Source organism: Maribacter sp. UBA3344, from assembly GCF_002362375.1.
Classification (GTDB): domain Bacteria; phylum Bacteroidota; class Bacteroidia; order Flavobacteriales; family Flavobacteriaceae; genus Maribacter; species Maribacter dokdonensis.
This window is the reverse complement of the sequence record NZ_DERI01000008.1, coordinates 280,959-307,374: the sequence shown is the minus strand read 5'-3', so window position 1 is coordinate 307,374 and position 26,416 is coordinate 280,959. Positions and strand designations below refer to the sequence as shown.

The following is a 26,416-nucleotide window of genomic DNA, read 5'->3' as shown; positions in this document are numbered from 1 at the left end:
TTTAGCTTCTTGCGCAGACGGAAACGAAAAGTTTCCTAGCCTCCGCACTACGCTTAGCTCAAGCGTTAGCCACAATACGAAAATCACACCCGAATTGAAAATAGATTTAAAAACTTTCATTGCCCTAAAAGAATATCATCTCATAGATTCAGTTCTTGCATCATTTGAAAGTTTAGAACTAATTACAAAAGCTAATACTGAATTAATCCAGTCAATTTATGATTCTAAACCAAAACTTAAAGAAGGCGAGGTTTTTATCGAAACTCTTTCAATCAAAATTTTACTTGCAACAAAAAGTATTATAGAATTAGGAAAAGGAACAAAAGTTTCGGCTTTAACAAAAGATAGTAATGTGAAACTATTAGACTTTCCTTCAATAAATATTCTTACTCGTTCGATAATTGAGGCTTTTTTAACATTAGAATATCTTTTTTTTAACGATTTGACTCAAGAGGAAAGGAATTTTAGATTTTATGTTTGGCAAATCTCTGGTTATAAATCGAGACAGAATTTTTTTAACGAAAGAGGAGAACTAAAAGAAAACGTCACTGAAAAACTCAAAACTGAACTTTCAGAAATTAAAAGACTAAAATTAGAAATTGAAAAGTCACCATATTTTAAAACTATAAAAAAGCAGAATTTATATAAGTTAGACACTTACGGACTTCCAAGATTAGAAAGTTGGTCAAAGCTTTTAAAACAAAGCACTTTGAAAACTTCCATATTTGGAACTTCATATAAGCTATATTCAAATTATGCTCATTCTGAATTTATTTCACTAATACAAATGAATGGTAAAAGCACTTTAAATAAAGGGTCGAAAGAAAACAACGATGCAATTTTAACAGCTTTGAGAGTTGTTAAAATGATTAATTGTATTTCTATTGTTGGACTGAAAAATAAATTTGATTTTGCTTCAAAAGTATTTGAGAAATATGATGAAGAAACGAAAACGACAATTTTATTTTGGAACGAATTTGGAATAGAATAAATACTGTGGCTAACAACGTGATAATTAATGGCTTGTTCGAGCCTACTCATGAAAATCCTCTCGGATTTTCTATTCAGTTTGTATTTGCTAAATTAGTTGCTTAAACCACGCAACTAATCTTATGCAAAACCGTTACCAAATATTTAAAATGAATCTTAGAAATTTATTGTTCTTACTTGCGTTAACAATGTTATCCGGATGTGGATGTACGGACGATGTAACCCTAGATTATCAACTGTCAGATTTTGAAAAATCACTAATTCCCTTTGATTCTGATACAGAAGTTGAATTCATTACTGATGGTCAGGTAATCATTAAGGCATTAAATACGGCAAAGACAATCGAAATAATGGATTTGAATTTTTCTTATGACGAAAGCTGTATGTCCACCCTGATCGAAATACATGAGAACGAATTAAGATTTGAAAGCGAGGGAAAGCAATTTGGTTATAGAGTTGCGAAAAACTACGGGAATAGTTCTAATATTGGGGCGACCGATTGAATTATTTCATATGGTGCAGAGGAAACGAATATGGAAAACCTAGAAGAGAGATTGACTAATATTTCAACCGACGGATTTGAATTTAATAACGTAATTGTTCTGAATTCAATCGATAATTCTACATTCATAGTTTGTAAAGCTAATAGAGGAATTGAATTTATAAAAAACAGCGACGGTAGTTATTTAAAGCGTGTGGAATAAAGCATTAGATAACCAAGCCTAAACCTAACGCGTTCTAATAGGTAAAACCAAAAGGTCTGCGTATATTTATAAAGTCGCTATCCCGATAGCTATTGGGAATAGATTTAGCTTTAAATAAGAAAAAATAAAGCAAAACAATAAGATTTAGCGTCATGCGTAGACCTGCCTGCCGGCAGGCGGAAACGAAAAGTTTCCTTACTTCCCCACTACGCATAGCACAGGCCATGTGCTTCATACTGAAAAACGAAACGGATAATAAAACGGGAAAGCCGAAAACCGACCAATGTAGGCACTAAACAATGAGAATTATGAAAATACCAACTAACCGATTGACATTAATCGCAACACTTGTTGTATTGACATTTGTATTCCAAAGTTGCGAACAAAAACAAAAGGAGGAAACTAGAGAAGTGGAAGAAGAGGTAATTGTTGAACCAGAGAAACCTGAATATTTTCTATTGCGACCAGAAGTAGAAAAAGCTTATGGATATTCTCATGCTGTGAAAATTGGGAATAGCATTAAAATTTCTGGTGCTGTAAGTATGGATGATGAAGGTAATCCAACTGCTATTGGCGATATGGAACAGCAGATGAAGAATTGTTATGCAGATTTGGAAAAAATATTGAAACACTTTGGTTGCACATTTGACGATGTTGTAAAAGAAGATGTTTTTACTACTGATATGGCACAAATGTTGGAAAAATCAGCATATCGTGCTGAAATATATAAAAATGGATTTCCAACTGGCTCTTGGCTAGAAGTAAAAGGATTGGCACTTCCTGAATTTATGGTTGAAATAGAACTCGAAGTGCATAAATCGGAATAAAAAGTACGACAACAGAACAAGGTAATTGAAATTTAGACAGATTCAACTATCTCGAAACAAGATTGGGACAGGCTGTGCTAATCCACTCGGAATTGCTTACGCCCTTGATAAACCGAAAATAATCGCTAATTTAATCCGTAACTAACGGTTATGCGAGACCGTTGTGTGCAACTAAATGACCTAACCTAAAATAAGAATATGAATAACAAAAGATTTAAAAAATCTAATGATAAAATGATAGCTGGAATTTGCTCCGGAATCGCTGAGTATCTTGATTGGAAAACCAACCACGTAAGAACAATTTTTTTAATCGCAACATTATTAGGAGCTTCAGGACTTATAATTTATACTATTTTAAATTTCATAATGCCTAATTCTAATACTGATTATTTAGCTTAAAAAGATATTTCAATTATTCTTTTTAAAATCATGCTAATTTAAACGTTAGTAAGATTGAAATCAACCAATGACTAAGACTATAGAAAATATCATTATAGTTCTATAATCGGAATTTCATTAAAAAACGAATTTTCCTTTATGAAAAAACTGTTTAGCAGTGATAAATCGATTAGACTTAGAAGATTGGTTTAAATATGAATTTGAAAATATATAATCAAGCTATGAACAAAAATGTATAACCACAATTACGGCAGATTTGACTTCGTCCGAATTCACTTGGAATTGCTAACGTATGTGTTAAACCGATAATTATCGCTAATTTAATCCGTAATTGTCTGATATAGAATACTACAGTAGCAAGAACAACCATAAAGCGTATAATAATCATATGAAAATAATAAAGAAAATAGGAAAGTGGTTTTTGGTTTTACTGGGAGCGCTAGTTGCATTTATTTTAGTTGTTTTATTAGTTATACGAATCAATAGTTCCGGAGAAGAAGAACCTTTTTTAGATGAACAAGGTAATGTACTACCAAATAGTATTGCCATGCACGAGGACATGACCATTAACGGAGTGCCACAACGAATTACGATTAGGGGAAAAGACAAAAATAATCCCGTGCTACTAATAGTTCACGGAGGACCGGGTGCACCAATTTTACCGGTTATTTATAAACTTACTGGGATTGATTTAGAAGATATATTCACGGTTTGTTATTGGGATCAAAGAGGGTCTGGGCTAGCTTATAATGATAGCATACCTGATTCAGCCATTACCTTAAACAAAATAGTAGATGATGGTTTGCAACTATCAGAACATTTAAAAGAGACTTTTAAAAAGGATAAGATTTACATTGAAGGCTTATCATGGGGAACAGCAGTAGCAGCTTATATGGTACAAAAACAGCCTGAATTATATCACGCCTATATTGGTAGTGGTTTAATGGCTAATCTTTCACTTTCAGAAGAATTGTCCTATGAATTTGCACTATCGGAATCACAAAAGCACAATGATACTATTTCAGTCAATCTATTAAAACAAATTGGAACGCCACCTTATATTGAAAACTCAAAAAATTCAGTAGCAGAAGCCTTTGAAATAGAAAGACAAATTGTAATGAAATATGCACCGATAAAATTAGAAACCGACTTCAATTTTATTAAAAGTATGTTTTTGGATAATGGATTAACGTTTAGCGAAAAATTTACGGATATGATCAATAGTCCAGAAACTTACTATCCTGCAGCTAAGATTTTACAACCCACTGCAATAGATATGAATTTAATGCGTGATATCCCAGAATTTAAAGTACCCGTGTATATATTACAGGGAGACAATGATCATTTTACCGAAACGACTGTAGCAAAGATGTATTTTGATTCCATTAGGGCGCCTTCAAAAAAATGGTTTTTATTTGAGAATGGCACACACGGAGTACAGGTAGAATATCCAGAAAAATATCGTTCCATATACATCAACGAAATATTGAAAAAATAATTTGTACGAAGACGGAAACAAGAGGTTTATTTACCTTCATATGATGTTTAGCCAAGCTATTATCTATATTTAAAAAATGAAATTATGGACGTATTAAAACTAGCAATAGAATGGGCAAAAGCCGAAGTATTTTCAACACGTTTCTTTATTTTCTTTGCAATTGGTTTTTTAATCGCAAGTGTAGGATTTTGGCAATTGGGAAAAACAGATTTAGCAAAGGCATATATCATTCCAACGCTAATAGTAGGTATCTTACTCTTAATAATTGGTAGCGGCACTAACTATGCCAATAATAAAAGAATTAAACAATTTGAAAAGGATTTTAATTCCGATGAAACTGCCTTTTATCAGTCCGAAATTGAACGATCTGAATCCACTATTAAGCAATTTGTGGCGGTATTTAAAATTGTTCCCATATTAATCATCATTGCGGCATTATTAAATCTATGTTTGAATACTCCCACTTGGAGAGCAATCAGTATTTCATCTCTTTCCATGTTAATGGTCATATTATTCATTGACGGAAATGCACTGTCAAGAATAGAAAACTACCACAAAACATTAAAATTGTTGGACTTGAATAACAGAACAACTAATAAAATGGAGTAATTTGTCTTGTGTTTCATTAGAAAAGTAACACTCACAATTGCCTTGCTTTTCTTACGAAGCCGTTAGCAATAATAGCATTTGAACGCAAATGGAAAAGAAAAAGATACATTTTGACCATATGAAAAGCTGGATTTGGATATTCGTTCTATTTCTTTCTCTAATTTTTATTTTGGTGGTTTTTTTTGAATTATTTGAATTTGAAAATCCAAAACTGAACAAAAGAATAAGTGCTATTGGATTTTTTCTACAACTGGTTTATTTCAGTAAAATGTTTTGGTATAAGAATTATGTTCAATGGAACAAAAAAGGAGCTATTGTTCGGGTAAACTCTTGGATTTCAAAATCATTGAATTTTGACCAAATCAAAAAGACCGAATTAATTCAGAATACATTAATAATTACAAAGAACAATGGAGAAATAGTTACGTTTGACCTAAATGAAATTAAAGAAACTGATACTCAAAAACTGAATGAGATAATAGTAAAAAATACTATTGCCAATAACGTATTACGCAACTAGAGCAAATTGGACTATGATGGTATCCGTTGTAATTGTTAACATCATTATTTTATCTAATCCACCACAAAATGAAAAAACTATTCACCCTTCATAATTTAAAATTCGTATTAGGTTTCGCAACCGGATTTATTATTTATGATGCCTTTGCAAAAGATGAAATTGACTGGGTAAAAGCAATTGTTGTGGCCATTTTGTCTGTGGTTATAATGTTTGGGATTGATAGGGTAAAAAAATAGGATTAAATTTGCTTCGACTTAAGGCTAGAAAATTCTTCTTACTCCTATACCGGTCACTTGTTAAAGCAAAAATTCAATTCATTTTATACCAAGTCTAAAATAACCTCATGATTACATTTATTACGTCAATGATTTTATTGGTTTTGGGGTATATGTTCTACGGCAAGTTCGTGGATAAAACCTTTCAGCCCAATGAAACCAAAGATACTCCCGCACACACTATGGAAGATGGGGTAGACTTTGTGCCCATGAACAGTAATAGAAATGCATTTATTCAAATTTTGAATATTGCAGGGGTAGGTCCCATTTTTGGCCCCATATTGGGTGCTTTGTACGGTCCCATAGCATTTATTTGGATCGTGCTTGGATCCATCTTTGCAGGTGCCGTTCATGATTACCTTACCGGTATGATTTCCTTACGTTTTGGCGGTGCACATCTACCAGCGTTGGCATCTCGGTTTTTAGGGAAATCATTTAGTCACGTGGTTAATTTCTTTGCCCTATTACTTTTAATATTGGTGGGCACCGTTTTTGTAACCGCACCCGCAAATATGATCAATGATGTTATTGGTTCGGAAACCAGTTATTTGACCATAGTGCTTTTTGCCATATTCTTTTATTACATAGTCGCAACCTTGTTGCCTATAGATAAGATCATAGGTAAAATTTATCCTGTACTTGGTTTGTTGCTCATATTAAGTGCCATTGGTATTTGCATAGGTATGTTCGTTATTGGAAAACCTATTCCGGAGCTTACGTTTCAAAATATGCATCCGCAGAATATCCCATATTTTCCGGTTATTTTTTTAACGATATCCTGTGGGGCATTATCGGGTTTTCATGCCACGCAATCGCCCATTATTTCGCGCACCATCAATAATGAGAAAGACGGTAGAAAAGTATTTTATGGCATGATGATTCTTGAGGCTGCCATTGCCATGGTGTGGGCAGCGGCATCCATGAGTATTTTAGATGGAGACCAGTTAAATGTGCTGTTGCAAAACGGAGGCCCTACTGCCGTGGTAAACAAAATTGCCATTATTTCATTAGGAAGCATTGGCGGTACCATAGCTGTTTTGGGCGTTATTGTGCTACCCATAACATCGGGAGATACCTCGTTCAGGGCTGCACGTATGATTATTGCCGATTATTTGAAGATAGACCAAAAAGTATTGAAGAATCGGTTTATGGTAGCAATTCCGTTGTTTATCATCTCGTTCATTTTAACCAACATGGATTTTCAGTTATTGTGGAGGTATTTTTCATGGGCAAACCAAGTTACGGCTGCTATTGCCCTGTGGATCGGAGCAGTTTATTTATATCAAAAGAAAACGTATTATTTAATAGCCTTAGTCCCCGCATTTTTTATTACCAGTGTTGTAGGATCTTACATATTTTATGACCCAAATGTTGGGTTGGGATTGGATATTCAAATATCCAATTGGATCGGTATAGGAATTTCAACCTTGATTACCATTCTGTTTTTTAAAAATAAGAGGGAACAGGGAGTACCACATTAAATCATCAATAAACTTCGTTGCAAAGTAGTAGCAATGAAATGTATTTTGTCACCATAAGCGTTAATTAGAATTAATGGAAAACGAAAAAGTATTTAGAACCAAAACTGGATTTTGCCATATTTTACCGGACAGAATTTTGCTTACTAGGGATGGGGTTAAAGGTAATGTTGCAAATGCTACTGTTGGTAAAAGTATCACTGGAGTTTTAATTATTTACGGTGGTATAGCTGCATTTTTATTGTTTTCGGCATTTCAAAGTTTTCAAAAAGGAGAGATAACTATTGCCGTGGTGTATAGCATAGTTGGTCTGTTTTTGGTATATGGTATTTTTAAAAGTCTGAATAATTCCGCCACACCAATTATCCAAAGAGATAAAATTAAAAGTGTAAAATTTAAGAAAGCGATTTTGGCAATTACCCGGTCTAGATTTGAAGTTGTTTTTGAAGAGGATGGGGTTATTAAAAAGCGTATAATTATGTTGCCGGGTATAATGGGTAATGGGCAGAATGAGACTGAAAAGGCTAGGAAAATGATGATTGAAGAGAACTTGTTAAAGGAATAACATGTAGTTTTTGTGGAACTATTCTAGTTTCATAAAATGTTAAGGCGAAATCGTACTACAACCTCCTTTAAATATTAGTCGGTTTTAGATAAAATCAATGATAAGAAAAATACTAAAAAAGCTATCCTGGTTCATTCTTTATCTACTGTTTAATGCGTTTCTGTTTATAATTGAATTAAAAGTATTGTTTAAAAGAGATACTTCTGGCTACAGCGGCGGCAGTGGTGTTGAGACTGTAGACGATATTTTAGAAGCCATAAGTGCCATGTTCAATATCTTGGAAAGTATTGCAATGATCGGTTATTTTTATGTAACCGTAGCTTTGGCTATTTTAGCCTTAGTGCTATTTATACCGGTGCAGGTGTATTATATAAAACCGAAATTTACAAACCGCAGTAAGAGCTTTTGGTATGGTTTATTGGCTTCTTTTGCGGTAGTGCTTGTATTGAAATTACTGCTATATGCTTGGGTTTTTATAGATGAAAATTACCTGTAGAACCCATGTACGGATTCTATTTGTCCAATGTTGTAATGAGCACATGTAAAGACTACTGGTCCATTGGGAAGAAATAGAAACAAGAAGTAGTACCTAGAAAAATTACACATAACAAAAATTAAAGGCATGGGAAAGAAATTAGAATCCATTACACCCCAATTACAGGAATTTATTGAAAAGCAAAAAGTATTTTTTGTGGGTACTGCGGCTGCAGAGGGCAAGGTAAATGTCTCGCCAAAGGGTACGGACTCCTTTCGGGTCATTAACAAGAATAAAATTGTTTGGTTGAATCTTACCGGTAGTGGTAACGAAACGGCTGCACACCTGATCAAAAATAATAGAATGACCATAATGTTCTGTGCCTTTGAGGGTAAACCTATAATTTTGAGATTATATGGTGTAGCTAAAATATTCCATAGAAGAGATCAAGAATTTTCAAAGTACATTAACCTTTTTCCTGAAAATACAGGGTCCCGGCAAATTATAGAAATGCAAGTGGACTTGGTACAGACCTCGTGCGGATTCGCCGTTCCGTTCATGGATTTTAAAGAAGAGCGAACTACTTTAAACGATTGGTCTAAAAAGCAAGGTGAGGAAAAGATCAAAGAATATTGGAAAAATAAGAATACCAAAAGTATAGATGGTTTTGAAACCCATATTTTAGGAAACTAACAGATAAAATAAACAATATATTGAAGCAATCCATAGCACGCATAGCATTGGTCGTTGATGATTACGATAAAGCCATTGAATTTTATACTAAAAAATTAGACTTCCTACTGGTGGAAGATACCCCGTTAGAAGGGGAAAAACGTTGGGTCACAGTTACGCCACCAGGGGATGGACAATGCACTTTGGTTTTAGCAAAGGCGGACAATGAAGCGCAGGAGTCAAGGATAGGAAACCAAACAGGCGGACGGGTATTTCTATTTTTGTATACAGATGATTTTTGGCGAGATTACTATGCCATGGTAGAAAGAGGTGTAAAGTTTGTTAGAGAGCCAGAAAAGATGCCGTATGGTATGGTAGCCGTATTTAAGGATCTATATGGCAACCTATGGGATTTATTGGAACCTGCTTCTTAATTATAGGTACATTTCAAACCAAAGAAGATAGTGCTGAAGTTTTTAAAAAATATGTTCAAGTTAAACGGGCTCACCGGTTTTACCATTTCTAGAAATGCCATAACCGCTAAAAGGCTGCTCTGTGGTATTGGAACATCTAACATAGGGAAAAGCAGTATTGAAATTTCGGATTACCCTTTTGAACCTTCGGTCGTCTATCCTTCAGCAAGCATAGAAGCCCATGAAATTGAGGCTATTTCCTTAGAGTTTGGTGTGTGTAAAGTATATGTAAAAGATGATATTGTTTTTGTATCCGCTGAAAAGAAGAAGGAGCTAGCGCATTTCGCCAAAGTTCATAATTTAAAATTGATTCCCTATAGTTGGAATTGGGATTTGCTTCTAGAACCATACTTGGATACGGAATTTACCAAAGAGAACGAGCAACGGGTATTGGAGAGACTTCTGGAAAACGGATTTACCGCCACTGAAATCGATGCCATAAGAGCCGAAGTGAAAAAACAAATGTATGCCTATAATTTTGATACCATGCTTTGGGATTGGTGTAGTCTAAGCTTATCTGATGTTTTGAGCGCCATGCGTGCAAAATACAATAAAGTCCAATTTCGTGACTTTTATAGTCGCGCTTTGGAAATTGAAAAACGTTCCCCAACAAATACATAGTAATCTTACTATCTTTTAAGTGGAAAAGGGATATAAAAAAATGGCAAAAATCTAAGTAGACTTTTGCCATTTTATTTAGGTAAAACTATGTGCTATTGTAAGGTAGACTTAAGCATCCAGATTAGCTTTTCCTGTCCGGATATTAAATCGCTAACCAACGTAGCGGTACCTTCATCATTGTTGTCAGATGAAAATTCCAAAATTTCTCGCTCTTGAATCAATAACTCGTTCAAGTTATCTATCAATAAAGATATACCTGTAGCACCGTCAGACACTTCTTTGATGATTCTAATAGTCTTGTTGTCCAAGTAATCTTCAAACGTATGTAAAGGTTGTTGATCTAGGGTCAAAATACGTTCAGCGATCTCATCAACGGTTTCAGTAGCTTCGGTGTATAACTCTTCAAATTTTTCATGTAGAAGAAAGAAATTGCTTCCTTTTACATTCCAATGCATACCTCTCAAATTCATGTAATGAATTTGATAGTTAGCTAAAAGAAGGTTTAATTTATCACTGATCTCTATTTTGTAATCTTGGTCTATTCCCACGTTTTTATGTAAAGTTTCCATAAGTATGTTGTTTTAATTTCTTGATGTAAAATTACGAATAAAGCCCCTGTTTATGGGTGACTAATGTTACATAACCCATACGATTTTCTTATACTGCTATCATTTTTTATGAGTGATAAAAGTTGTCTTTTTAAGCAATTGTAGTTGACCAAATAGATTCGTAAATTAGAAAGGTTAAAACAGATAATTAACCGCCATGCAAATACCCGAAATACCTAATTTAATACACTATGCCATTCCTTTTTTTACGGTCACGGTAATTTTAGAAGTATTACTGTCGGTAAAGATCAAGCTACATGATTATGAGTTTAAAGATGCGGGTACTTCAATTGTAATGGGGTTGGGTAATGTGGCCATTGGCTTGGTAACCAAGGGCATTGCATTAGGGTTCTTTTATTTGCTGTATAATTTCTACCATATTTTTGAAATTCCGTTTGCGTGGTGGTCTTGGTTAGTACTCCTATTTGCAGAAGATCTTTGCTATTATTGGTTTCATAGAACCAGTCATGTAAGTCGGTTTTTCTGGGCTAGCCATGTGGTGCATCATTCCTCTAAAAACTACAATTTAAGCACGGCTTTAAGACAATCTTGGTCTGGCGGATTTTACACCTTTATTTTTTGGACTCCGCTCATACTCATCGGTTTTCATCCGGTGATGGTTTTGGTACAGATGTCCGTTAGTCTTATTTATCAATATTGGATTCATACAGAGTATATTACAAAACTGCCCAAATGGTTTGAAGCTGTTTTTAATACGCCCAGTCACCACAGGGTACACCATGCCACCAATCCGCAATATTTAGATAGAAACCATGCCGGAATTTTTATTATTTGGGATAGATTGTTCGGCACCTTTGAGCCCGAGGTGGAAAAACCGGTATACGGTTTGGTAACGAACATAAACACGTATAATCCCATAAAAATTGCTTTTGGAGAGTGGTACAAAATGTTGACCGATTTCTTTACTTCAAAAACCTCATTGGTAAACAGGTTCAAATACTTGACAAAACCACCGGGCTGGAAACATGATGGCACTAGTATTCTTTCTACAGATTTACGGAAGGAATGGGAAGAAAGTAAGAATGCGGAATTGTAATTGCTGTAACAATACCGAATGATTATCGTCATATAAACAACCAACCAATTCAATTTTCAAAATGAGCAATAAGCTAGTAGCGTATATAGGTATTTTAGGAGTTAGTTTATTTGCAATTGCCGCTATTGTTGGTCCGTTGTTAATTGAAGATTATAGCATAGTAAGTCAGTACATTAGTGAATCTTTTGCTGTTGATACTAGGTATGGTACCTATTTACAGTATTTGGGTTATGTACCTAGCGGAATTCTCCTTACTATATATTGTTTTAGTGCACCCAACAAATTTCCAAGCTCAAAGTTAGTGGTAGCGGGATTTTATGGTTTGGCACTTTTCTACGGCATGGGAACCATATTGGTAGGATTATTTCCATGTGACGCCGGGTGCCCAACAGATGTAATGGACTCCAGCCTAGCTCAACTTATACATAATGCAGTGGCATCTTTAACGTATATATTTTTTCCTATTTGTTTGATGGGAATCGGGTTGGGTTTAAAGAAATCTGAGAACTACGATCGCTTATCTCAAATAGCGATTGTTACGGGAATCATCAGCGGTATTTTCATATTCGCGCTATTCTCTAATCCAGAATCTGGCTATAGAGGTATTTTACAACGTATAATAGAAACCTGTTTCATTGTATTTATAGTTTCTAGTGCGTTGAGAATTACCAAGGATGCGGGAAAATAGTATTAAGTACTTAGTACAAAGTATCAAGTTCAAAGCATTTAGTATTAAGTACAATGATTAATAGTCTAGAAATAGCTGCGTTGCGCTCGTTATGGCGAACAACCAACAACGAAAAACGAAAAACGATTTTTGGTCACTGAGCGGAGCCGAAGTGAACGGACAACCAACAACTATTCCCTATAAACCATCCCATCTTTCATTACAAAAGATACATTTTTCATTACGGAAATATCCTTGGTTGGATTTCCTTCAACGGCAATGATATCAGCTAGAAAGCCTTTTTCTAAGTTTCCTAATTGGTTTAAGTGAAACATTTTGGCATTGTTAGAAGTGGCGGAAATTAAAACGTCTAAGGGTTTCATACCATAGTCCACCATTAATTCCATCTCTCGATAATTTTCTCCATGGGGAAAAACACCAACATCGCCACCAAAAACAATTTGCACGCCAGAATCGAGCGCCATTTTAAACGATTTTCGTTTCTGTTGAATTCGTTCCGGCTCAGGATCGGTGCTTTTGTTCCAACCTCTATATTGTGTAATGGCATCACCTGCGGCAAGGGTAGGACATAGGCCAACACCTTTTTCTTTCATCAATTTAAAAATTTCAGCTGTACCACCGTCGCCATGCTCAATGGTTTCTACACCACCAAGAATGGCTCTTTTCATGCCTTCGGGAGTGCTGGCATGGGCAACTACATATTTACCCGCCGTAGTAGCTGTAGCAACCATTGCATCGATTTCTTCCTGAAGAAATGTAGGTTTGGAATCGGCACCCGGTGTCCATCGGTAATCGGCATAAATTTTTATCAAATCTGCACCGTTACCCATTTGCCTACGAACGGTGGTAATACAATTGTCAACACCACTTGTAGCTTCTGCACCTAAGGGTACCGTTACGCCATCATGAAAACCTTTTGGACCGTATGCGCCCGTAGCTACAATAGCAGGTCCCGCAACCAATAATCGCGGTCCGTCAATAATACCGTTTTCAATGGTTTTCTTTACGTATACATCTGTATAACCTGCACCTTCGGCCCCAAGGTCTCTCATGGTGGTTACACCTGCCATTAAAGAATTTTTTACATGTACCGTAGCCCTAACGGCACGTTCAACCGGAGACTCCTTTAGAACTTGGTCGTTCCAATCGGTTTCATTGTATGGGTGTAGTAAAATATGGGAATGCCCTTCAATAATACCGGGCATTAAAGTAGTTCCCTCCAATTCAATTTCAGTGGTGTGGTCAGGTAGATCCATGTCAGATAATTTACCGGCATATGTTATTAGATTTTCCTCTACTAAAACCACCCAATTTTCATGCATTTCCGTACCATCAAATACTCGGTCTGGTTTTAAGAGTGTTTGTGAAAAACCAAGATAACAAGAGAATAGTAGGACAATAAAAAAGGATTTCATGGCAATAGTGGGTTTAGTGAACAATAGCAGATGTTAAAAGGCTGTCCAGGTCTGATTTGGAATGGTGGGTTCCGTTGGATAGCACCATATAAATATCTTGTGTATTTGTAATGTTTTCTAACGGATTGCTGTTGAGTAAAACAATATCGGCAATTTTACCTTCGGTAATAGAACCATAGTCCGCATCTTGTTTTAAAAATAATGCTCCGTTATAGGCTGATGATTTCAGGGCATCTAGCGGAGAAATTCCTGTAGCAACCATAGCTTCCATTTCTTTATGTAATGATATGCCTGGGTAGGTAAAGCTATTGTAAGCCCCACTATCTGATCCCGCCAAAAGTGCTACTCCGTTTTTATTCAAGTTAAAAGCCAGTTCGCCAAAGAATTGATCTAGTGCTTTTCTGTCGGCAACCTGTTTTGCAGAAGCATTTTTTACCCGGTCAATTCTGCCTTTATAAGTTTGCTGTATTCCAAGACCCATATATTTTAAGTAGTCATCATCAGCATGGTCAAATTCATCCAAATAACTAAGAACCCTACCAATGTGTAGTGTAGGAACAACAAATACATTGTTCCTTTTCAATTTGCCGAATGTTTTTAAAGCGGTGGAGTCGGCATATGAAGACTGGAGTAGGGGCATAGCATCCCAAAATCCGATTTCTTTGTCTATCAGTTTTTGGGTGATTTCCTTTTCATTGCTTGAGCATCCTTTCATGATGTAATATAAATGCTCTACAGCATCTATACCTGCATTAATGGTAGCATCTAGTTCAACGGTAAAGGGCATATGTCCAGAAGTAATTAAGCCACGTTTTTCGCTTTCCTGGATCACCTTCAAATAATTTTCACCAGAAATTCGGCTATCGTAGATTTTTACAAAGTCAGACGGTATAGCTTGCAAAGAATCTAAGGCAGTGATAATATCTTCATCGGTTTCAACCTCTAATGAACCTGCCCAGGTACCTTTTGGACCGTCAATTTTAGGTCCAGATGTAAAAATGCGTGGTCCAATAAGTTCTTTGTTTTCAATAGCCTTACGCCATTTTAAAACCGATGAGGTTAGGTCTCCGCCAGCATCACGCACCGTGGTAATTCCGTTGGCCATAAAAAGCTTAAGAAAGTTCTTATTGGTATCAATTAAAGAATCTCCACCCCTAAAATGGGTGTGATTATCCCAAAAACCGGGTATTATAAATTTATTTGTGGCATCTATCACCGTATTGGCTTTTAGATGATCAGCATCAATGTCTTTCGTAATTTTGGTAATCCTATTATTGGAAATTAAAATATGTGCCGTTGAGACCGATCCGTCTTCTAGATTGATGACAGCACCATTTTTGATCAAAGTGTCATAGGTAACCTCTTTCTCCTTATTACAGCTTACAATTGCTATGAGTAAACACAAGGCAATAGCTTTCATCATTTTCAATACGCTCATCATATATATGCGGTTTTGCAAGGGTAAGGTAAAAAGAATATGCGGTACATTATAGTTTAAGCCTTATATTCTATGGCATTTTAGACATTGGTAATGAATGTATTATTTATTACCAAAGTGATTAAAAAACTCGGGTTAATTTCATTTTTTAATAGCCTGCCAACCACCGCCATTTCTATATTTGATATTCTCATGGGCATGTTGTATAATTTCCTTTATACGTTTCGCCTTGGTTTCTTCTCGCTTAGCTTGGTTTAACCAATATAGGTAGCTTTTGCGTTGGCTATGGGTAAAGTTCTTGAAGTTGGTATGTGCCTGGCTATTTTTTTCAAAAGCAATTTGTAATGCTTCGGGTATGACTCCGTTTTCAACATCATCTAAAGAAGTCCATGATCCATTTTCTTTTGCAATTTTAATCGAAGCTAATCCTGCTTCATGCATTAAGCCATTGGATTTTAAATCTTTAATATGATTTTTATTGACCTTGCTCCAAACGCTTTTGGGTTTTCTTGGGCAGAAGTATTGTTTTCGCTTACCGTCACCTAAACTTTTTACCGTACTGTCAATCCATCCATAGCAAAGTGCTACCCTAACAGCTTCTTCCCAGCGCATACTTTCGTTTTCGTGGGCAACGGAGTAGAAGATCAGGTGAATACCTTTATAGTCGGAATGATTATTATGTAACCAATTTTTGAATTCAGTGTCATTTTTAAAGTATAGTTCGGGTATTTCTAACATAATTCTATTAAAAGGGTATTAATTTATCATAAATGTACAATGTTTAATATAGAAACTATTGGTTAATACAACTGCACGCCCTATTTTTATGCATTCTAAAATCAACTAAACAACAACGAATAACGTATGAAAAAAATCTTCAATGCGCTGCTTTTGGGCTTTGCGCTTATTATTGTCTCATGTGGTGGCAATAAACGAGAAGGAGAACCAAAGGTATTGGTGTTCTCTAAAACAATGGCTTTTAAGCATGCATCTATACCAGCGGGAGTTGCAGCAATCCAAAAGCTAGGATTAGAAAATGGATTTGCAGTAGATACTACCAAAAATGCAGAACTGTTTACTGATGAAAATTTAAAGCAATATTCAGCTGTTATCTTTTTAAGTACAACGGGTAATGTCTTGGACCAATACCAAGAAGCGGCTTTTGAGCGCTACATTCAAGCCGGCGGCGGTTATGTAGGTGTACATGCTGCAGCAGATACTGAATATGACTGGGGTTGGTACAATGACTTAGCAGGAGCTCAATTTTTGAGTCACCCAAGAGGAATGCCAAATGCGGATTTTATTATCAAGGACAAGAATTTTGTTGCTACACAGTTTTTTACCGACTCTGTGTGGAACAGAACGGATGAATTGTATAATTACAAGAACATCAATCCAGATGTAAACGTATTAATGACTTTGGACGAATCTTCTTATGAAGGTGGGCAAAACGGAGATTTTCACCCCATAGCCTGGTATCATGATTATGATGGTGGACGAGCATTTTACACGGGTGGCGGACATGCCGATGCCAGTTATTCAGAAGACCTGTTCTTAAAACATTTATTAGGTGGTATTCAGTATGCCATTGGTGAGAACTTGGTATTGGATTATGGAAAAGCTACTTCGCAAATACCACCAGATGCAGATCGTTTTACCAAGGTAACCCTAAGTGAAGGTATGTTTTTTGAACCTACCGAAATGGCGGTATTGCCAAACGGAGATGTTTTAGTGGCTCAACGTAGGGGAGAGGTAATGCTGTATAATGATCAAACGCAAGAGCTTACAGAGGTTCTAAAGTTAGATGTTTACAGTAAAACATTAAATACGCCCGGTGTAAATGCCGAAGAAGGCTTAATGGGCTTGCAGAAAGATCCGGATTATGCAAACAATCACTGGATCTATTTATACTATGCACCAACAGGTGATCAGTGGGTCAACCGTTTATCACGATTTAAATTTGTAGATGGTAAGTTTGATACGGACTCTGAGCAAGTAATTTTAGATGTAGATAGTCAAAGAGAAATTTGCTGCCATACAGGTGGTTCTATAGCGTTTGGACCAGATGGTTTACTTTATTTGTCTACAGGTGATAATACAACGCCATTTAACGAAAAAGGGGCTAAATATGTTCATAGTGGTTTTGGACCAATGAATGATATACCAGGTCATGAACAGTATGATGCTCGCCGCTCGTCAGGTAACACCAATGACCTACGTGGGAAGATTTTAAGAATTAAAGTAAAAGAAGATGGTTCTTATGATATTCCTGAAGGAAACTTGTTTCCTGTAGGTACGGAAAAGACCAGACCGGAAATCTATACTATGGGACATAGAAACCCGTACAGAATTTCGGTAGATATGAAAAGGGGTTATGTATACTGGGGAGATGTTGGTCCAGATGCAAGAGCGGATAGTTTAGGCACAAGAGGTCCTAGAGGGTATGACGAAATGAACCAGGCAAAAAAGGCAGGAAATTTTGGTTGGCCCATGTTTATTGGCGATAACTATGCCTATAATGAATACAACTACGAAACAGGTGAGAGCGGACCGGAGTATGATCCTGCCAAACCAATGAATACCTCACGCAACAATACGGGATTAACGGAATTGCCACCGGCAATGCCAGCCTATGTTTATTATCCTTATGATGATTCACAAGCTTTTCCACAAACAGCAACAGGAGGTAGAAATGCCATGGCCGGACCTACATATTATTCAGATATGTTTCAAGGTGATGAAAAATTGCCGAGCTATTACGATGGAAAAGTTATTATTTACGATTGGATGCGTGGTTGGATGTTCGCAGTTCATTTAGATGAAAATGGTGATTTCAGTAAAATGGAACCGTTTGCTCCAAATATTAAGGTCAACAACTTAATTGATATGGAAGTAGGTCCAAATGGTAAAATTTACCTTTTGGAATATGGTAGCGGTTGGTTTTCACAAAACGCTAACTCCGCTTTAGGCTATATTCAATTTAACGGCGGAAATAGACCTCCGTTAATAGATAATATTACTGTAAGTGAAACGGCTGGTAAAACCCCGTTAACGGTAAACGCTACTGTTGAAGCAAGTGATCGTGAAAATGATGCCATAAAGTACATCTGGGATTTTGGAAATGGAGATACCAAAGAAACTACCGAGCCAAAAGTATGTTATAGTTATGCGGATGCCGGAGCCTACAAGCTAAAGGTAACTGTAGCGGACGATAAAGGAGCCGAAGTTATAAGTGAAAGCACTGGTATTATTGCGGGTAATTCTAGACCGAAAGTTGCTATAGCTATAGACGGTGGCGCACCAGCTTTTTATCTACCGGGACAGAAAATTTCATACGACGTTTCGGTTACCGATCCAGATGGCACAGCTATAGATCCAAACAATATTTTTGTAAGTGTGGATTATTTGGAAGGCATGGATAAGGTTGCTATGAGTATGGGACACCAACAAGTATCGGCAGCGGTAACTGGTAAAGCCTTAACCCAAGCGATGGATTGTAAAACTTGTCATAAAGAAGCAGAAGCATCCATTGGACCAAACTACAAAGATGTTGCCGCAAAATATAAAGAACGTAGAGATGCGTTAAAGTATATTCAAGGCAAAATCAAAACTGGTGGAAATGGTGTTTGGGGGGAAGTGACCATGCCGGCACACCCAAATATTACAACCGATGAATCTAGACAGATTGCTCTTTACATACTTTCCTTGAACGGAGATGAAAAGAAAGAAAAGTCGTTACCGGCAAAAGGTACAATTACGGCAGAATCATCTGCACCAGGTAACATGTTAGTGATAACGGCTAGTTATACCGATGCTGGGGCAGAAGGTACTATTCCTTTGACCGGTTCTAAGACCATTGCAATACCTAGCAGCACGGTAAAGTTCAATGATCAAATGAAATTGGACGGTATGCAAGCAATGCAGTTTGGTGGAATGGACCTATTATTGATCAATAAGGCTGCCGGTTGGTTCATGTTGGAGAACATGTCATTAAAAGGAGTAAAGTCCGTTAGTTTAACTGCCGGATGGCAAGAAGCACCAAACATGTATTTTGATTTTGAAATACATGAAAACACTCCTGATGGTCCGTTGTTGGGCAAAGGTCAAATGCCATCACAACAACAAGGGTCACAAGGTACTATGATTACAATACCAATAACAGGTAAAGTATCGGGTGATGGTCCATACTATATAACCTTTAAAGGCGAAGAAGGTAAAGAGTTGGCACAAGTAGCACTTACCGGAGCAGTATTTAAATAGAAATGACTTAATTGAAATGAAAAGCCCGCTGTATAGCGGGCTTTTTTTAGTTATAATATTAGGAGAGCACAAGCTAAACCAATCTTTTGCCCAATAGTTCTCCTATCTCCATAATCAAATCTGATTCATCTTGTGTAAAATCATAGGGAATCGGCTTTGCGATACCTATAGTGCCATAAAGTGTTTCATTATAAATTAGTGGAGCGGCTAAGGAACCTTCAACTTTGGTGTCTTTTGCAGACGGTCTGGCAACACCGGAATCATCTGTTTGTAGGTTACACATTTCAACAGGTTTTCTTCTTTCAGCAGCAATACCGGCCATGCCTTTACCAATAGGAATGGTAGATAATTTAGGTATTAAGAATTCAGGAATACCAACTTGAGATTGAAGTTGTAATAATTTGCTTTCATCCAAAAAATGTAAGGTACCCGTAGAACAATCAAAATGATTCAAGATTGCCTTAAGTAGAAGCTCCCAATTAGGAGCGTCTTTTTCGAGTTCTGATTGTATGGTTGATTTAATTTCTTTTACGCTGTTCATTAATCTGCTCTTTTCTAATATCGCCAAGTTATAGTTCGATATTAGGCTTGTTCATCGTAAAGATACATTTTATCTCCTTTTTTTAAAGAGACTATTACGCCACTTTTTTATATCTGGGTGGTCTGCGGTATGCGTAGTAACCTAAAACAACTTGCAATGCTTTTGCTATGGCAATTCGTATAGGAAACAATTCGGCGCCCAATGATTCGTCAATTGAACGTAATTGCATATAGTAATTGCTAATAAGCGGATAGTTCTTTTTGGACGAAATATGAATTTCTGCCATTGCAACGGCTTGCGGCTTTTGTTCCTTTATAGGTTTACAGGTTACTAAAGTAGGGGTATTGTTTTTATGCAACATGGCAGAAAAACCAAATAGTCTGCAAATTAGACCCCGATGGGCATATTCTGAACAAAATCCTTTTGCACCAGGGGCAATTAGTTTGTTTAAAACGGGACATAGTTTGGTTGAGGTATCTTGTTCAAGATCTTGCAACCAAGTTTCTGCTACACCTTGTTTAAAAAGATGATAGGCTAGGGGTAAAAATTCTAGCACTGTGGCATTAATATCCGGTTTTAAGCAGCAATTTCCGCAATTGGCTACGCAGCCTAAACCTGTGGATTTTTGAAAGGAGCCCAACTCCTTTTCCAATTGGTAGAACATACGGTCTACCGCTCGAACTTTATGGTATATACTCACAAGTAGTTTAAAAAGTTGCGCGAAGGTAGTCTAAGTTTTCATACAAAAATCATAAAAATAAACTATTGTTAGATGGTAATTTTAAGAATGTAAATTGCTGATAAATAAATAATTAAAATTTTGAAGTCTTAAGTTTTAATGGTTTTGGATGGGTGTTCAAGACTATATTGAAACCAATAACGCCTAACACTTGTTCTTCTTCGGTCAGTACTTGTACTTCCCATTCACCGGGAGTAATATTTGATTTATACGTATAGCCTCTAAAACCACCATCTCTACCACCCGTAATATCATAGCCAATATCTTCTACCGTTACCCATTCATTGGTAAGTTCATTGTATTTTCTCCATCGATGAAATATTGACTTCTTTAAATCTGTAGGAGCAAAAATGGAAGAAAATATATACACACGTTGGTCTGGAGAATAACTAAAATCTAGTTTGTGTTTGCGCCAAAATATATGTGATTCTTCAGACTCATAGGTTACTTCATAGTTGCCATTTTTTTGAACAACGTTGTGGGCTACTATTCCTTTATCCAACGCCAAGGGAACCGGTGGTATCAATCTTAAAAAATAGAAAAGATTGATCAAACCGTATATGGCAATGATAATGAAGATCATTTTACCTAGCTTTATTTCTTTACGCGTACTTGGGCTTTTGCCATAAATGAACGTAAGCAACACTAAAGTGCTTACTAAGCTAACTGCACCTGATATTAAAAATATCGTAGAATTGAGCTCTTTTAGAAATACGGGAATCATGAACGTAAAAAAAGTGAAGCTAATAAAGTAGTACACCCCAAATTGTAAATATTTGTTGGAGATCCGTTTTTTTAGAAACTCATTGGCAATTAGTAATAAAACAAGGATAATAAAGAATGATGCCGTTTTGGATAAAGACACACTTCTTGAAAAATAGATGACATAGGCACTTGATAATCCCCCAAAAAAGAACTGAATGGCCAGTGGTAGGTATTCTTCATATCGTTCTAGTAAGGTACCCTGCCATTTGCCATCGTCTACCAAATTATATAAGTATAGTGTGATGGATAACGATGTCATATGCAAACATAAAACCGTTAAATCATAGGTACGGTCAATACGACCTAAGGTTAGGGTGTCAAAAATAAAACCACCAATAAAGAAAAGAATAGGGGCATACTTAGAGTGCTTTCTAATAAAGCTTCTAAAAGCGCTATTTCTATATCTGGCAAGGGTCTTTTTCATGTTGGTCTAGGTGCTGAGCAAAAATAGGTGTTTAAAAGCACTACAATTGACCGTAAATAATATTTGATGAACGTTAAAGGTTTACATAGACAAAGTAGTTATATCAACTCTTTGTTTCAACGTAAAAATTTGGATCTACGCGTAAGGATTCTAGGTTGCCTTTTATCTTTTTGCTTTGCCATGTTGTAGACGGGTTCAACCACACAGGTTGGTCATCAACAAAAACTTTTAATGGAATTGTAAAGTCTTTGACCGTATTAGTAAAACGATAAGATATTTTTTTATCCTTGATCGTATATTCAAATACGGGTATTTTGACAGTTCGTAAATACTGGTCAAAAAAAGGATCAAGATCAAGTTTCATTTTAGTAGCAATATACTCTTCAATCTGTGCGGTAGTAACCGTTTTATGATAGAATTCAGAATTGAGTCCACGTAAAATTGTTCTCCATTCTTTATCATCATTTACTATTTGGCGTAGCGTATGTAGCATATTGGAACCTTTATAATACATATCTCCACTGCCTTCATAATTTACATTATAGATGCCTATAATGGGTCTGTCGTTTCTAATATTGTTTCTAATACCTTGAACGTAGGCATTGGCAGCTTCTGTACCATAGTGGTAATCTAAAAACAAACTTTCAGAATAGCACGTAAAACCTTCGTGCACCCACATATCTGCAGCATCTTTATAGGTTATGTTGTTTGCAAACCATTCATGGCCAGCTTCATGGATAATGATAAAATCGAACTTTAAGCCCCAGCCGGTTTGTGAAAGGTCTCTACCCAAATAACCCTTTAAGTATTGATTACCATACGTGACTGAACTTTGATGTTCCATACCCAGATAAGGGACTTCAACCAGTTTAAACGAATCTTCATAAAATGGATACGGACCAAACCAATGCTCAAACGCCTTCATCATTTTTGGGGCATCTTTAAAATGTTCCTTTGCGTTTTCTAGATTATCCTTTAAAACATAATAATCCATATCCAAGGCACCCTTCTCTCCTTGGTATACTTCATCAAAATGAACGTAATCACCAATATTGACATTTACACCATAATTATTGATGGGATTGCCCACGAACCAGTTATAAGTATTGGTTTCTTTATGTACACTTCGTAACCTACCATTAGAAATATTCATAAGTCCTTTTGGAGCCTTTACACTGATCAGCATACTATCTACCTCGTCATACATATGATCTTTGTTGGGCCACCAGACACTGGCCCCTAAGCCTTGACAAGAGGTTGCCACAAAATCTTTACCATTATTATCCTTTTTCCAAGAAAATCCGCCATCCCATGGTGCATTGACCGCTTCTTTTGGGTGCCCTGAATAGGAAACAACAATTTCATTGAACTCTCCTTTTACTTGGGGTTTGGTCAACTGTACAAAATGTGCATTTACATTATGGGTTACGGTAAGTTCTTTTCCGTCTTGAGTAACCTTTTCAATGCTTAAAGGAGGTTGAAGGTCTACTTGTAGCACTTGATGGGATTTTAGCACCTTATAGCGAATTGTGTTGCTCCCACTTATGTATTTCTCATCTGGGTCAACGGCAATATCCAAATGATAGTAATTTAGATCCCACCATTCACGTTCTGGGGTAATGCTACCTCTTAACGTATCTTGTTTGGTAAATGTCTGTGCCTGTGAGAAACTCAAAGTTCCCAAAGCAAGAAAAAGTATGAATTTGTTCATGTATGGTTTGAATAGAATTTATCTGAATACTCCGTTTGGAAAAACGACCGGACTCTCAAATCCGTCTTCACTAACCGCTGAAACTCCGAAAAAATAGTTATCAATAACGATGCCGTCTAAAACAAATTCGGTAACATCGCCAACGTGTCTGCTATAATCCCAAGTAGGGGATGTGGTGTCTCTCCAGTAAATTTTATAGCCTTTTGCTCCATCAACCTTACTCCATTGAAATTTAGCTGCAGGTTCAACAATACCACCAATTTTAACTGTTTTTGGTGCAGGTGGGGCCCATGCTATAGATGCCAGGTTAATTGCGTTTACCGCGGTCAATTTGGCGGCGTACTCAAAATTCACATGCTCTAACACATCACCGTAGGCAATACCATCCTCTACACGAATATCTTGGTGTTGTTGCGTATAGTTTTCGTGAGCTTCCATAATACGTATGCCAGGAAAACCAGCATCATTAAAAGGTCTATGATGACCTCCACGACCAAAACGATCTAAGCGATAGATCATCATTGGGTTCATTTCTGGCATGTATTGCTTTACATTTTTGTGTACGTATCGTGCCAGTTGTCTTGAAACACCATCCACCTCACCGCCGTAAAACCTTCTGGTTTTACGTTGTTCCTCTGTTTCTGTTGGAGGTACGGGTTCAGAGAATATTCTAAAATCAACGTTACTGATAGTGCCGTCAACTCCCTTTATATTACCGATCATATCATTATTGAATATTCCAATAACCTCCCAGCCTTGGTCTTTGGCATATTGTGCTATACCGCCACCGCCAAAAAGACCTTGTTCTTCACCTGAAAGACCCATGTAGATAATACTATTTTCAAAAGTGTATTTAGAAAGTACACGAGCGGCTTCCAACGTACCTGCCATGCCACTTGCATTATCATTTGCACCAGGCGAATCATCAGTGTAATTGGTTGGGTCGCTAACGCGAGAGTCAATATCACCGCTCATAATAATGTAACGATTAGGGTATTTTGCTCCCTTTTGAATAGCAAGCACATTTACCACTTCAACATCTTTTACAATACGGTTGTTAGCACCTTTTTTGACCAAGTCTTTTTGAAAAAAAACAGTAAGACAACTGTTACAAGCTGCAGAGGTTTTTTCAAATTCACTTTTGATCCATCTTCTTGCCGCACCAATTCCCCTAGTATTGGAAACTGTATCGCTTAACGTATGTCTTGTTCCAAAATTTGCGAGTTTGGTAACATCGTTTTCTATACGTTCGGCAGAAACCGCATCAATAATATCATAAATACGTTTGTCCGTTTGTGCTGAAAGGTGAATAGCCGAGATGAATAAAGCGAGAAGTAAAAATTTTTTCATTTTAATTCTTTTGAGTGAGTAAAGTTAGTTTGGGTAATCGGTTTCTAAAATTAAGTAAAATATAGGGGCGACCATAATTTGATGTGCAAATCTATAGCTGACCAGATTGTATTTAAAAAGTTTTGTAGCATTGTTTAATACGGGTTATTTCGTTTTCTTTTTTATGAGGTGATAAACGCCCAGCAATGGTCCTAGACCTAGTGGAATGTATAAAAAATTTATCGGGATACTATTTTGAAGTAATCCTAGAAGTTGAATGCTAATTATAGTAATGGCATAACCTAAACAATTTACAATGGTTAATGCGGTACCTTTTAATTGCGGAGCTACCGATGATGCCACCAAATTGGAAAATTGAGGAGAATCTGCAGTAACGGCTATTCCCCATAGGCACCAGCTTGCCAAAAAGAGATATTGGGGCAATAGGAACAAAACAGGAGAAATAAAACAGAACACACCAGAAATAATTAAGGCAGTTAATGCTACTTTTTTGCTTCCTAAGCTATGAGCAATAATACCGCCTAGCGCACAAGACAATCCGCCAAATGCGATCACGATCCCAGTCCATAAAAATACCGATATATCACTACCGGTTTCAATGGCAAACCATTGTATGGCAATAGGGGTAAATGCCCAAAAGGCATAAAGTTCCCACATGTGACCAAAATACCCAAAAGCTGCTTTCTTAAAATCATAGTTTTTAAAAAGTCGTGGTCCCGCGTTAAACTGTAATGACGTACTTGCTACCCGATAGGGACCGTTAGGTACAAGGCCTAATAACAGCAAGCCACCCATAACGGTAATGCCAGAAGTTAGTTGAATAACACTATCTGAATCATTTGCCCATGAGGTTCCTTTAATTAAAAACGGAAAAGCAGTGCCTAAAACCAATGCGCCAACCAAAAAGCCCAATGCTTTGCCTAACCCTTTTTCAAAATAATCGGCTGCTATTTTCATACCTACAGGATAGATTCCCGCGAGGAAAAAGCCGGTACCGAATCTGGCTATCAACAAGCCGGTCACATTTAATTGTGGAACAATTAGGGTTAAATTGGATAAGGCCGCTAAACATGCACAGACCATAAAGACTTTAGAAGGTGAAAACCTATCGGCAATCATTAGAATTCCAAAAATCAATGTGCCTATGATGAACCCGAATTGTACCGAAGAAATGACGTAACTAACAATATCTGCGCCAAAATCTAATTTTTTGGTCAACGATTCTATGATGGCATTACCGGCAAACCATGTAGAGGTACAGGCAAACTGAGAAATAATTATTATGGGGAGAATATGTAACTTTTGCTTCAATAG

At 36.6% G+C, this 26,416-nt stretch carries 27 protein-coding genes; 17 read left to right on the top strand and 10 right to left on the bottom strand.

Translation table 11 applies throughout. The features are described 5' to 3' along the window. Positions 1–94 precede the first annotated feature (94 nt). The 14 genes from B2Z27_RS04540 (at position 95) to B2Z27_RS04475 (ending at position 10,106) form a co-directional block, all read left to right on the top strand. Positions 95–991 (top strand): DUF5677 domain-containing protein, encoded by an 897-nt coding sequence (locus tag B2Z27_RS04540; RefSeq protein ID WP_286812729.1) that lies wholly within the window; start codon positions 95–97, stop codon positions 989–991. 148 nt (positions 992–1,139) lie between these two features. Continuing rightward, the gene (locus tag B2Z27_RS04535) at positions 1,140–1,493 is read left to right on the top strand and encodes a hypothetical protein (protein ID WP_286812728.1); all 354 of its coding nucleotides are present in this window, start codon (positions 1,140–1,142) and stop codon (positions 1,491–1,493) included. A gap of 509 nt (positions 1,494–2,002) precedes the next feature. Beyond that, positions 2,003–2,521 carry a RidA family protein gene (locus B2Z27_RS04530; protein WP_286812727.1) on the top strand — a complete coding sequence of 173 codons (519 nt, stop codon included), beginning with the start codon at positions 2,003–2,005 and terminating at the stop codon, positions 2,519–2,521. 198 nt (positions 2,522–2,719) lie between these two features. Then, positions 2,720–2,920, top strand: coding sequence for a PspC domain-containing protein (locus tag B2Z27_RS04525; RefSeq protein WP_286812726.1), 201 nt, complete (start codon positions 2,720–2,722; stop codon positions 2,918–2,920). A gap of 388 nt (positions 2,921–3,308) precedes the next feature. Continuing rightward, positions 3,309–4,418 carry an alpha/beta fold hydrolase gene (locus B2Z27_RS04520; RefSeq protein ID WP_286812725.1) on the top strand — a complete coding sequence of 370 codons (1,110 nt, stop codon included), beginning with the start codon at positions 3,309–3,311 and terminating at the stop codon, positions 4,416–4,418. A gap of 84 nt (positions 4,419–4,502) precedes the next feature. Continuing rightward, positions 4,503–5,027: a hypothetical protein gene (locus tag B2Z27_RS04515; RefSeq protein WP_286812724.1), complete on the top strand. Its 525-nt coding sequence runs from the start codon at positions 4,503–4,505 to the stop codon at positions 5,025–5,027. An 88-nt stretch (positions 5,028–5,115) separates the two neighbouring features. Continuing rightward, positions 5,116–5,547: a hypothetical protein gene (locus B2Z27_RS04510; RefSeq protein ID WP_286812723.1), complete on the top strand. Its 432-nt coding sequence runs from the start codon at positions 5,116–5,118 to the stop codon at positions 5,545–5,547. 68 nt (positions 5,548–5,615) lie between these two features. Further along, positions 5,616–5,783: a hypothetical protein gene (locus B2Z27_RS04505; RefSeq protein WP_157490837.1), complete on the top strand. Its 168-nt coding sequence runs from the start codon at positions 5,616–5,618 to the stop codon at positions 5,781–5,783. A gap of 107 nt (positions 5,784–5,890) precedes the next feature. Continuing rightward, positions 5,891–7,303 carry a carbon starvation CstA family protein gene (locus tag B2Z27_RS04500; RefSeq protein WP_286812722.1) on the top strand — a complete coding sequence of 471 codons (1,413 nt, stop codon included), beginning with the start codon at positions 5,891–5,893 and terminating at the stop codon, positions 7,301–7,303. Between the two features lie 73 nt (positions 7,304–7,376). After that, positions 7,377–7,865, top strand: a complete 489-nt coding sequence (locus B2Z27_RS04495; protein WP_286812721.1) for a phosphoribosylaminoimidazolesuccinocarboxamide synthase — start codon at positions 7,377–7,379, stop codon at positions 7,863–7,865. A 97-nt stretch (positions 7,866–7,962) separates the two neighbouring features. Continuing rightward, entirely contained in the window at positions 7,963–8,361 is a 399-nt protein-coding gene (locus tag B2Z27_RS04490) for a hypothetical protein (RefSeq protein WP_286812720.1), read from the top strand. Between the two features lie 126 nt (positions 8,362–8,487). After that, on the top strand, positions 8,488–9,033 hold the full coding sequence (locus tag B2Z27_RS04485; protein ID WP_286812719.1) for a pyridoxamine 5'-phosphate oxidase family protein: 546 nt from the start codon (positions 8,488–8,490) through the stop codon (positions 9,031–9,033). A gap of 20 nt (positions 9,034–9,053) precedes the next feature. Continuing rightward, positions 9,054–9,446 (top strand): VOC family protein, encoded by a 393-nt coding sequence (locus B2Z27_RS04480; protein ID WP_058103094.1) that lies wholly within the window; start codon positions 9,054–9,056, stop codon positions 9,444–9,446. Positions 9,447–9,497: 51 nt separating this feature from the next. Beyond that, positions 9,498–10,106 carry a hypothetical protein gene (locus B2Z27_RS04475; protein ID WP_286812718.1) on the top strand — a complete coding sequence of 203 codons (609 nt, stop codon included), beginning with the start codon at positions 9,498–9,500 and terminating at the stop codon, positions 10,104–10,106. A gap of 92 nt (positions 10,107–10,198) precedes the next feature. Here the strand turns inward: B2Z27_RS04475 and B2Z27_RS04470 are convergent, their stop codons facing one another. Continuing rightward, positions 10,199–10,675, bottom strand: coding sequence for a Dps family protein (locus tag B2Z27_RS04470; RefSeq protein ID WP_286812717.1), 477 nt, complete (start codon positions 10,673–10,675; stop codon positions 10,199–10,201). Between the two features lie 196 nt (positions 10,676–10,871). Here B2Z27_RS04470 and B2Z27_RS04465 point away from each other — a divergent pair, with 196 nt between their 5' ends. Continuing rightward, on the top strand, positions 10,872–11,771 hold the full coding sequence (locus B2Z27_RS04465) for a sterol desaturase family protein (RefSeq protein ID WP_286812716.1): 900 nt from the start codon (positions 10,872–10,874) through the stop codon (positions 11,769–11,771). A 61-nt stretch (positions 11,772–11,832) separates the two neighbouring features. Continuing rightward, the gene (locus tag B2Z27_RS04460; RefSeq protein WP_286812715.1) at positions 11,833–12,459 is read left to right on the top strand and encodes a DUF998 domain-containing protein; all 627 of its coding nucleotides are present in this window, start codon (positions 11,833–11,835) and stop codon (positions 12,457–12,459) included. A gap of 170 nt (positions 12,460–12,629) precedes the next feature. Here B2Z27_RS04460 and B2Z27_RS04455 read toward each other — a convergent pair whose 3' ends face one another. The 3 genes from B2Z27_RS04455 to B2Z27_RS04445 form a co-directional block, all read right to left on the bottom strand. Continuing rightward, a complete protein-coding gene (locus tag B2Z27_RS04455; protein ID WP_286812714.1) occupies positions 12,630–13,874 on the bottom strand; it encodes a metal-dependent hydrolase family protein in 1,245 nt (414 codons plus the stop codon). A gap of 13 nt (positions 13,875–13,887) precedes the next feature. Continuing rightward, a complete protein-coding gene (locus B2Z27_RS04450; protein ID WP_286812713.1) occupies positions 13,888–15,315 on the bottom strand; it encodes an amidohydrolase family protein in 1,428 nt (475 codons plus the stop codon). Between the two features lie 138 nt (positions 15,316–15,453). After that, positions 15,454–16,050, bottom strand: coding sequence for a YdeI/OmpD-associated family protein (locus tag B2Z27_RS04445; protein ID WP_099193122.1), 597 nt, complete (start codon positions 16,048–16,050; stop codon positions 15,454–15,456). 126 nt (positions 16,051–16,176) lie between these two features. Between B2Z27_RS04445 and B2Z27_RS04440 the strand changes: the two genes are divergently transcribed. Next, a complete protein-coding gene (locus B2Z27_RS04440; protein ID WP_286812712.1) occupies positions 16,177–19,572 on the top strand; it encodes a ThuA domain-containing protein in 3,396 nt (1,131 codons plus the stop codon). 73 nt (positions 19,573–19,645) lie between these two features. On the opposite strand, the gene B2Z27_RS04435 is transcribed toward B2Z27_RS04440, so the two are convergent. The 6 genes from B2Z27_RS04435 to B2Z27_RS04410 all read right to left on the bottom strand — a co-directional run bounded on the left by B2Z27_RS04435 (position 19,646) and on the right by B2Z27_RS04410 (position 26,413). Beyond that, complete coding sequence (locus B2Z27_RS04435) at positions 19,646–20,113, bottom strand: GAF domain-containing protein (RefSeq protein ID WP_210707450.1); 468 nt, start codon at positions 20,111–20,113, stop codon at positions 19,646–19,648. A 94-nt stretch (positions 20,114–20,207) separates the two neighbouring features. Then, positions 20,208–20,813 (bottom strand): YkgJ family cysteine cluster protein, encoded by a 606-nt coding sequence (locus tag B2Z27_RS04430; RefSeq protein WP_286812711.1) that lies wholly within the window; start codon positions 20,811–20,813, stop codon positions 20,208–20,210. A 112-nt stretch (positions 20,814–20,925) separates the two neighbouring features. After that, on the bottom strand, positions 20,926–22,041 hold the full coding sequence (locus B2Z27_RS04425; protein ID WP_286812710.1) for a DUF2914 domain-containing protein: 1,116 nt from the start codon (positions 22,039–22,041) through the stop codon (positions 20,926–20,928). 103 nt (positions 22,042–22,144) lie between these two features. Continuing rightward, a complete protein-coding gene (locus B2Z27_RS04420) occupies positions 22,145–23,752 on the bottom strand; it encodes a M1 family metallopeptidase (protein WP_286812709.1) in 1,608 nt (535 codons plus the stop codon). Between the two features lie 18 nt (positions 23,753–23,770). Then, entirely contained in the window at positions 23,771–25,102 is a 1,332-nt protein-coding gene (locus B2Z27_RS04415; protein WP_286812708.1) for a M28 family metallopeptidase, read from the bottom strand. Between the two features lie 144 nt (positions 25,103–25,246). Continuing rightward, positions 25,247–26,413 (bottom strand): MFS transporter, encoded by a 1,167-nt coding sequence (locus tag B2Z27_RS04410; RefSeq protein ID WP_286812707.1) that lies wholly within the window; start codon positions 26,411–26,413, stop codon positions 25,247–25,249. Between the last annotated feature and the right edge of the window lie 3 nt (positions 26,414–26,416).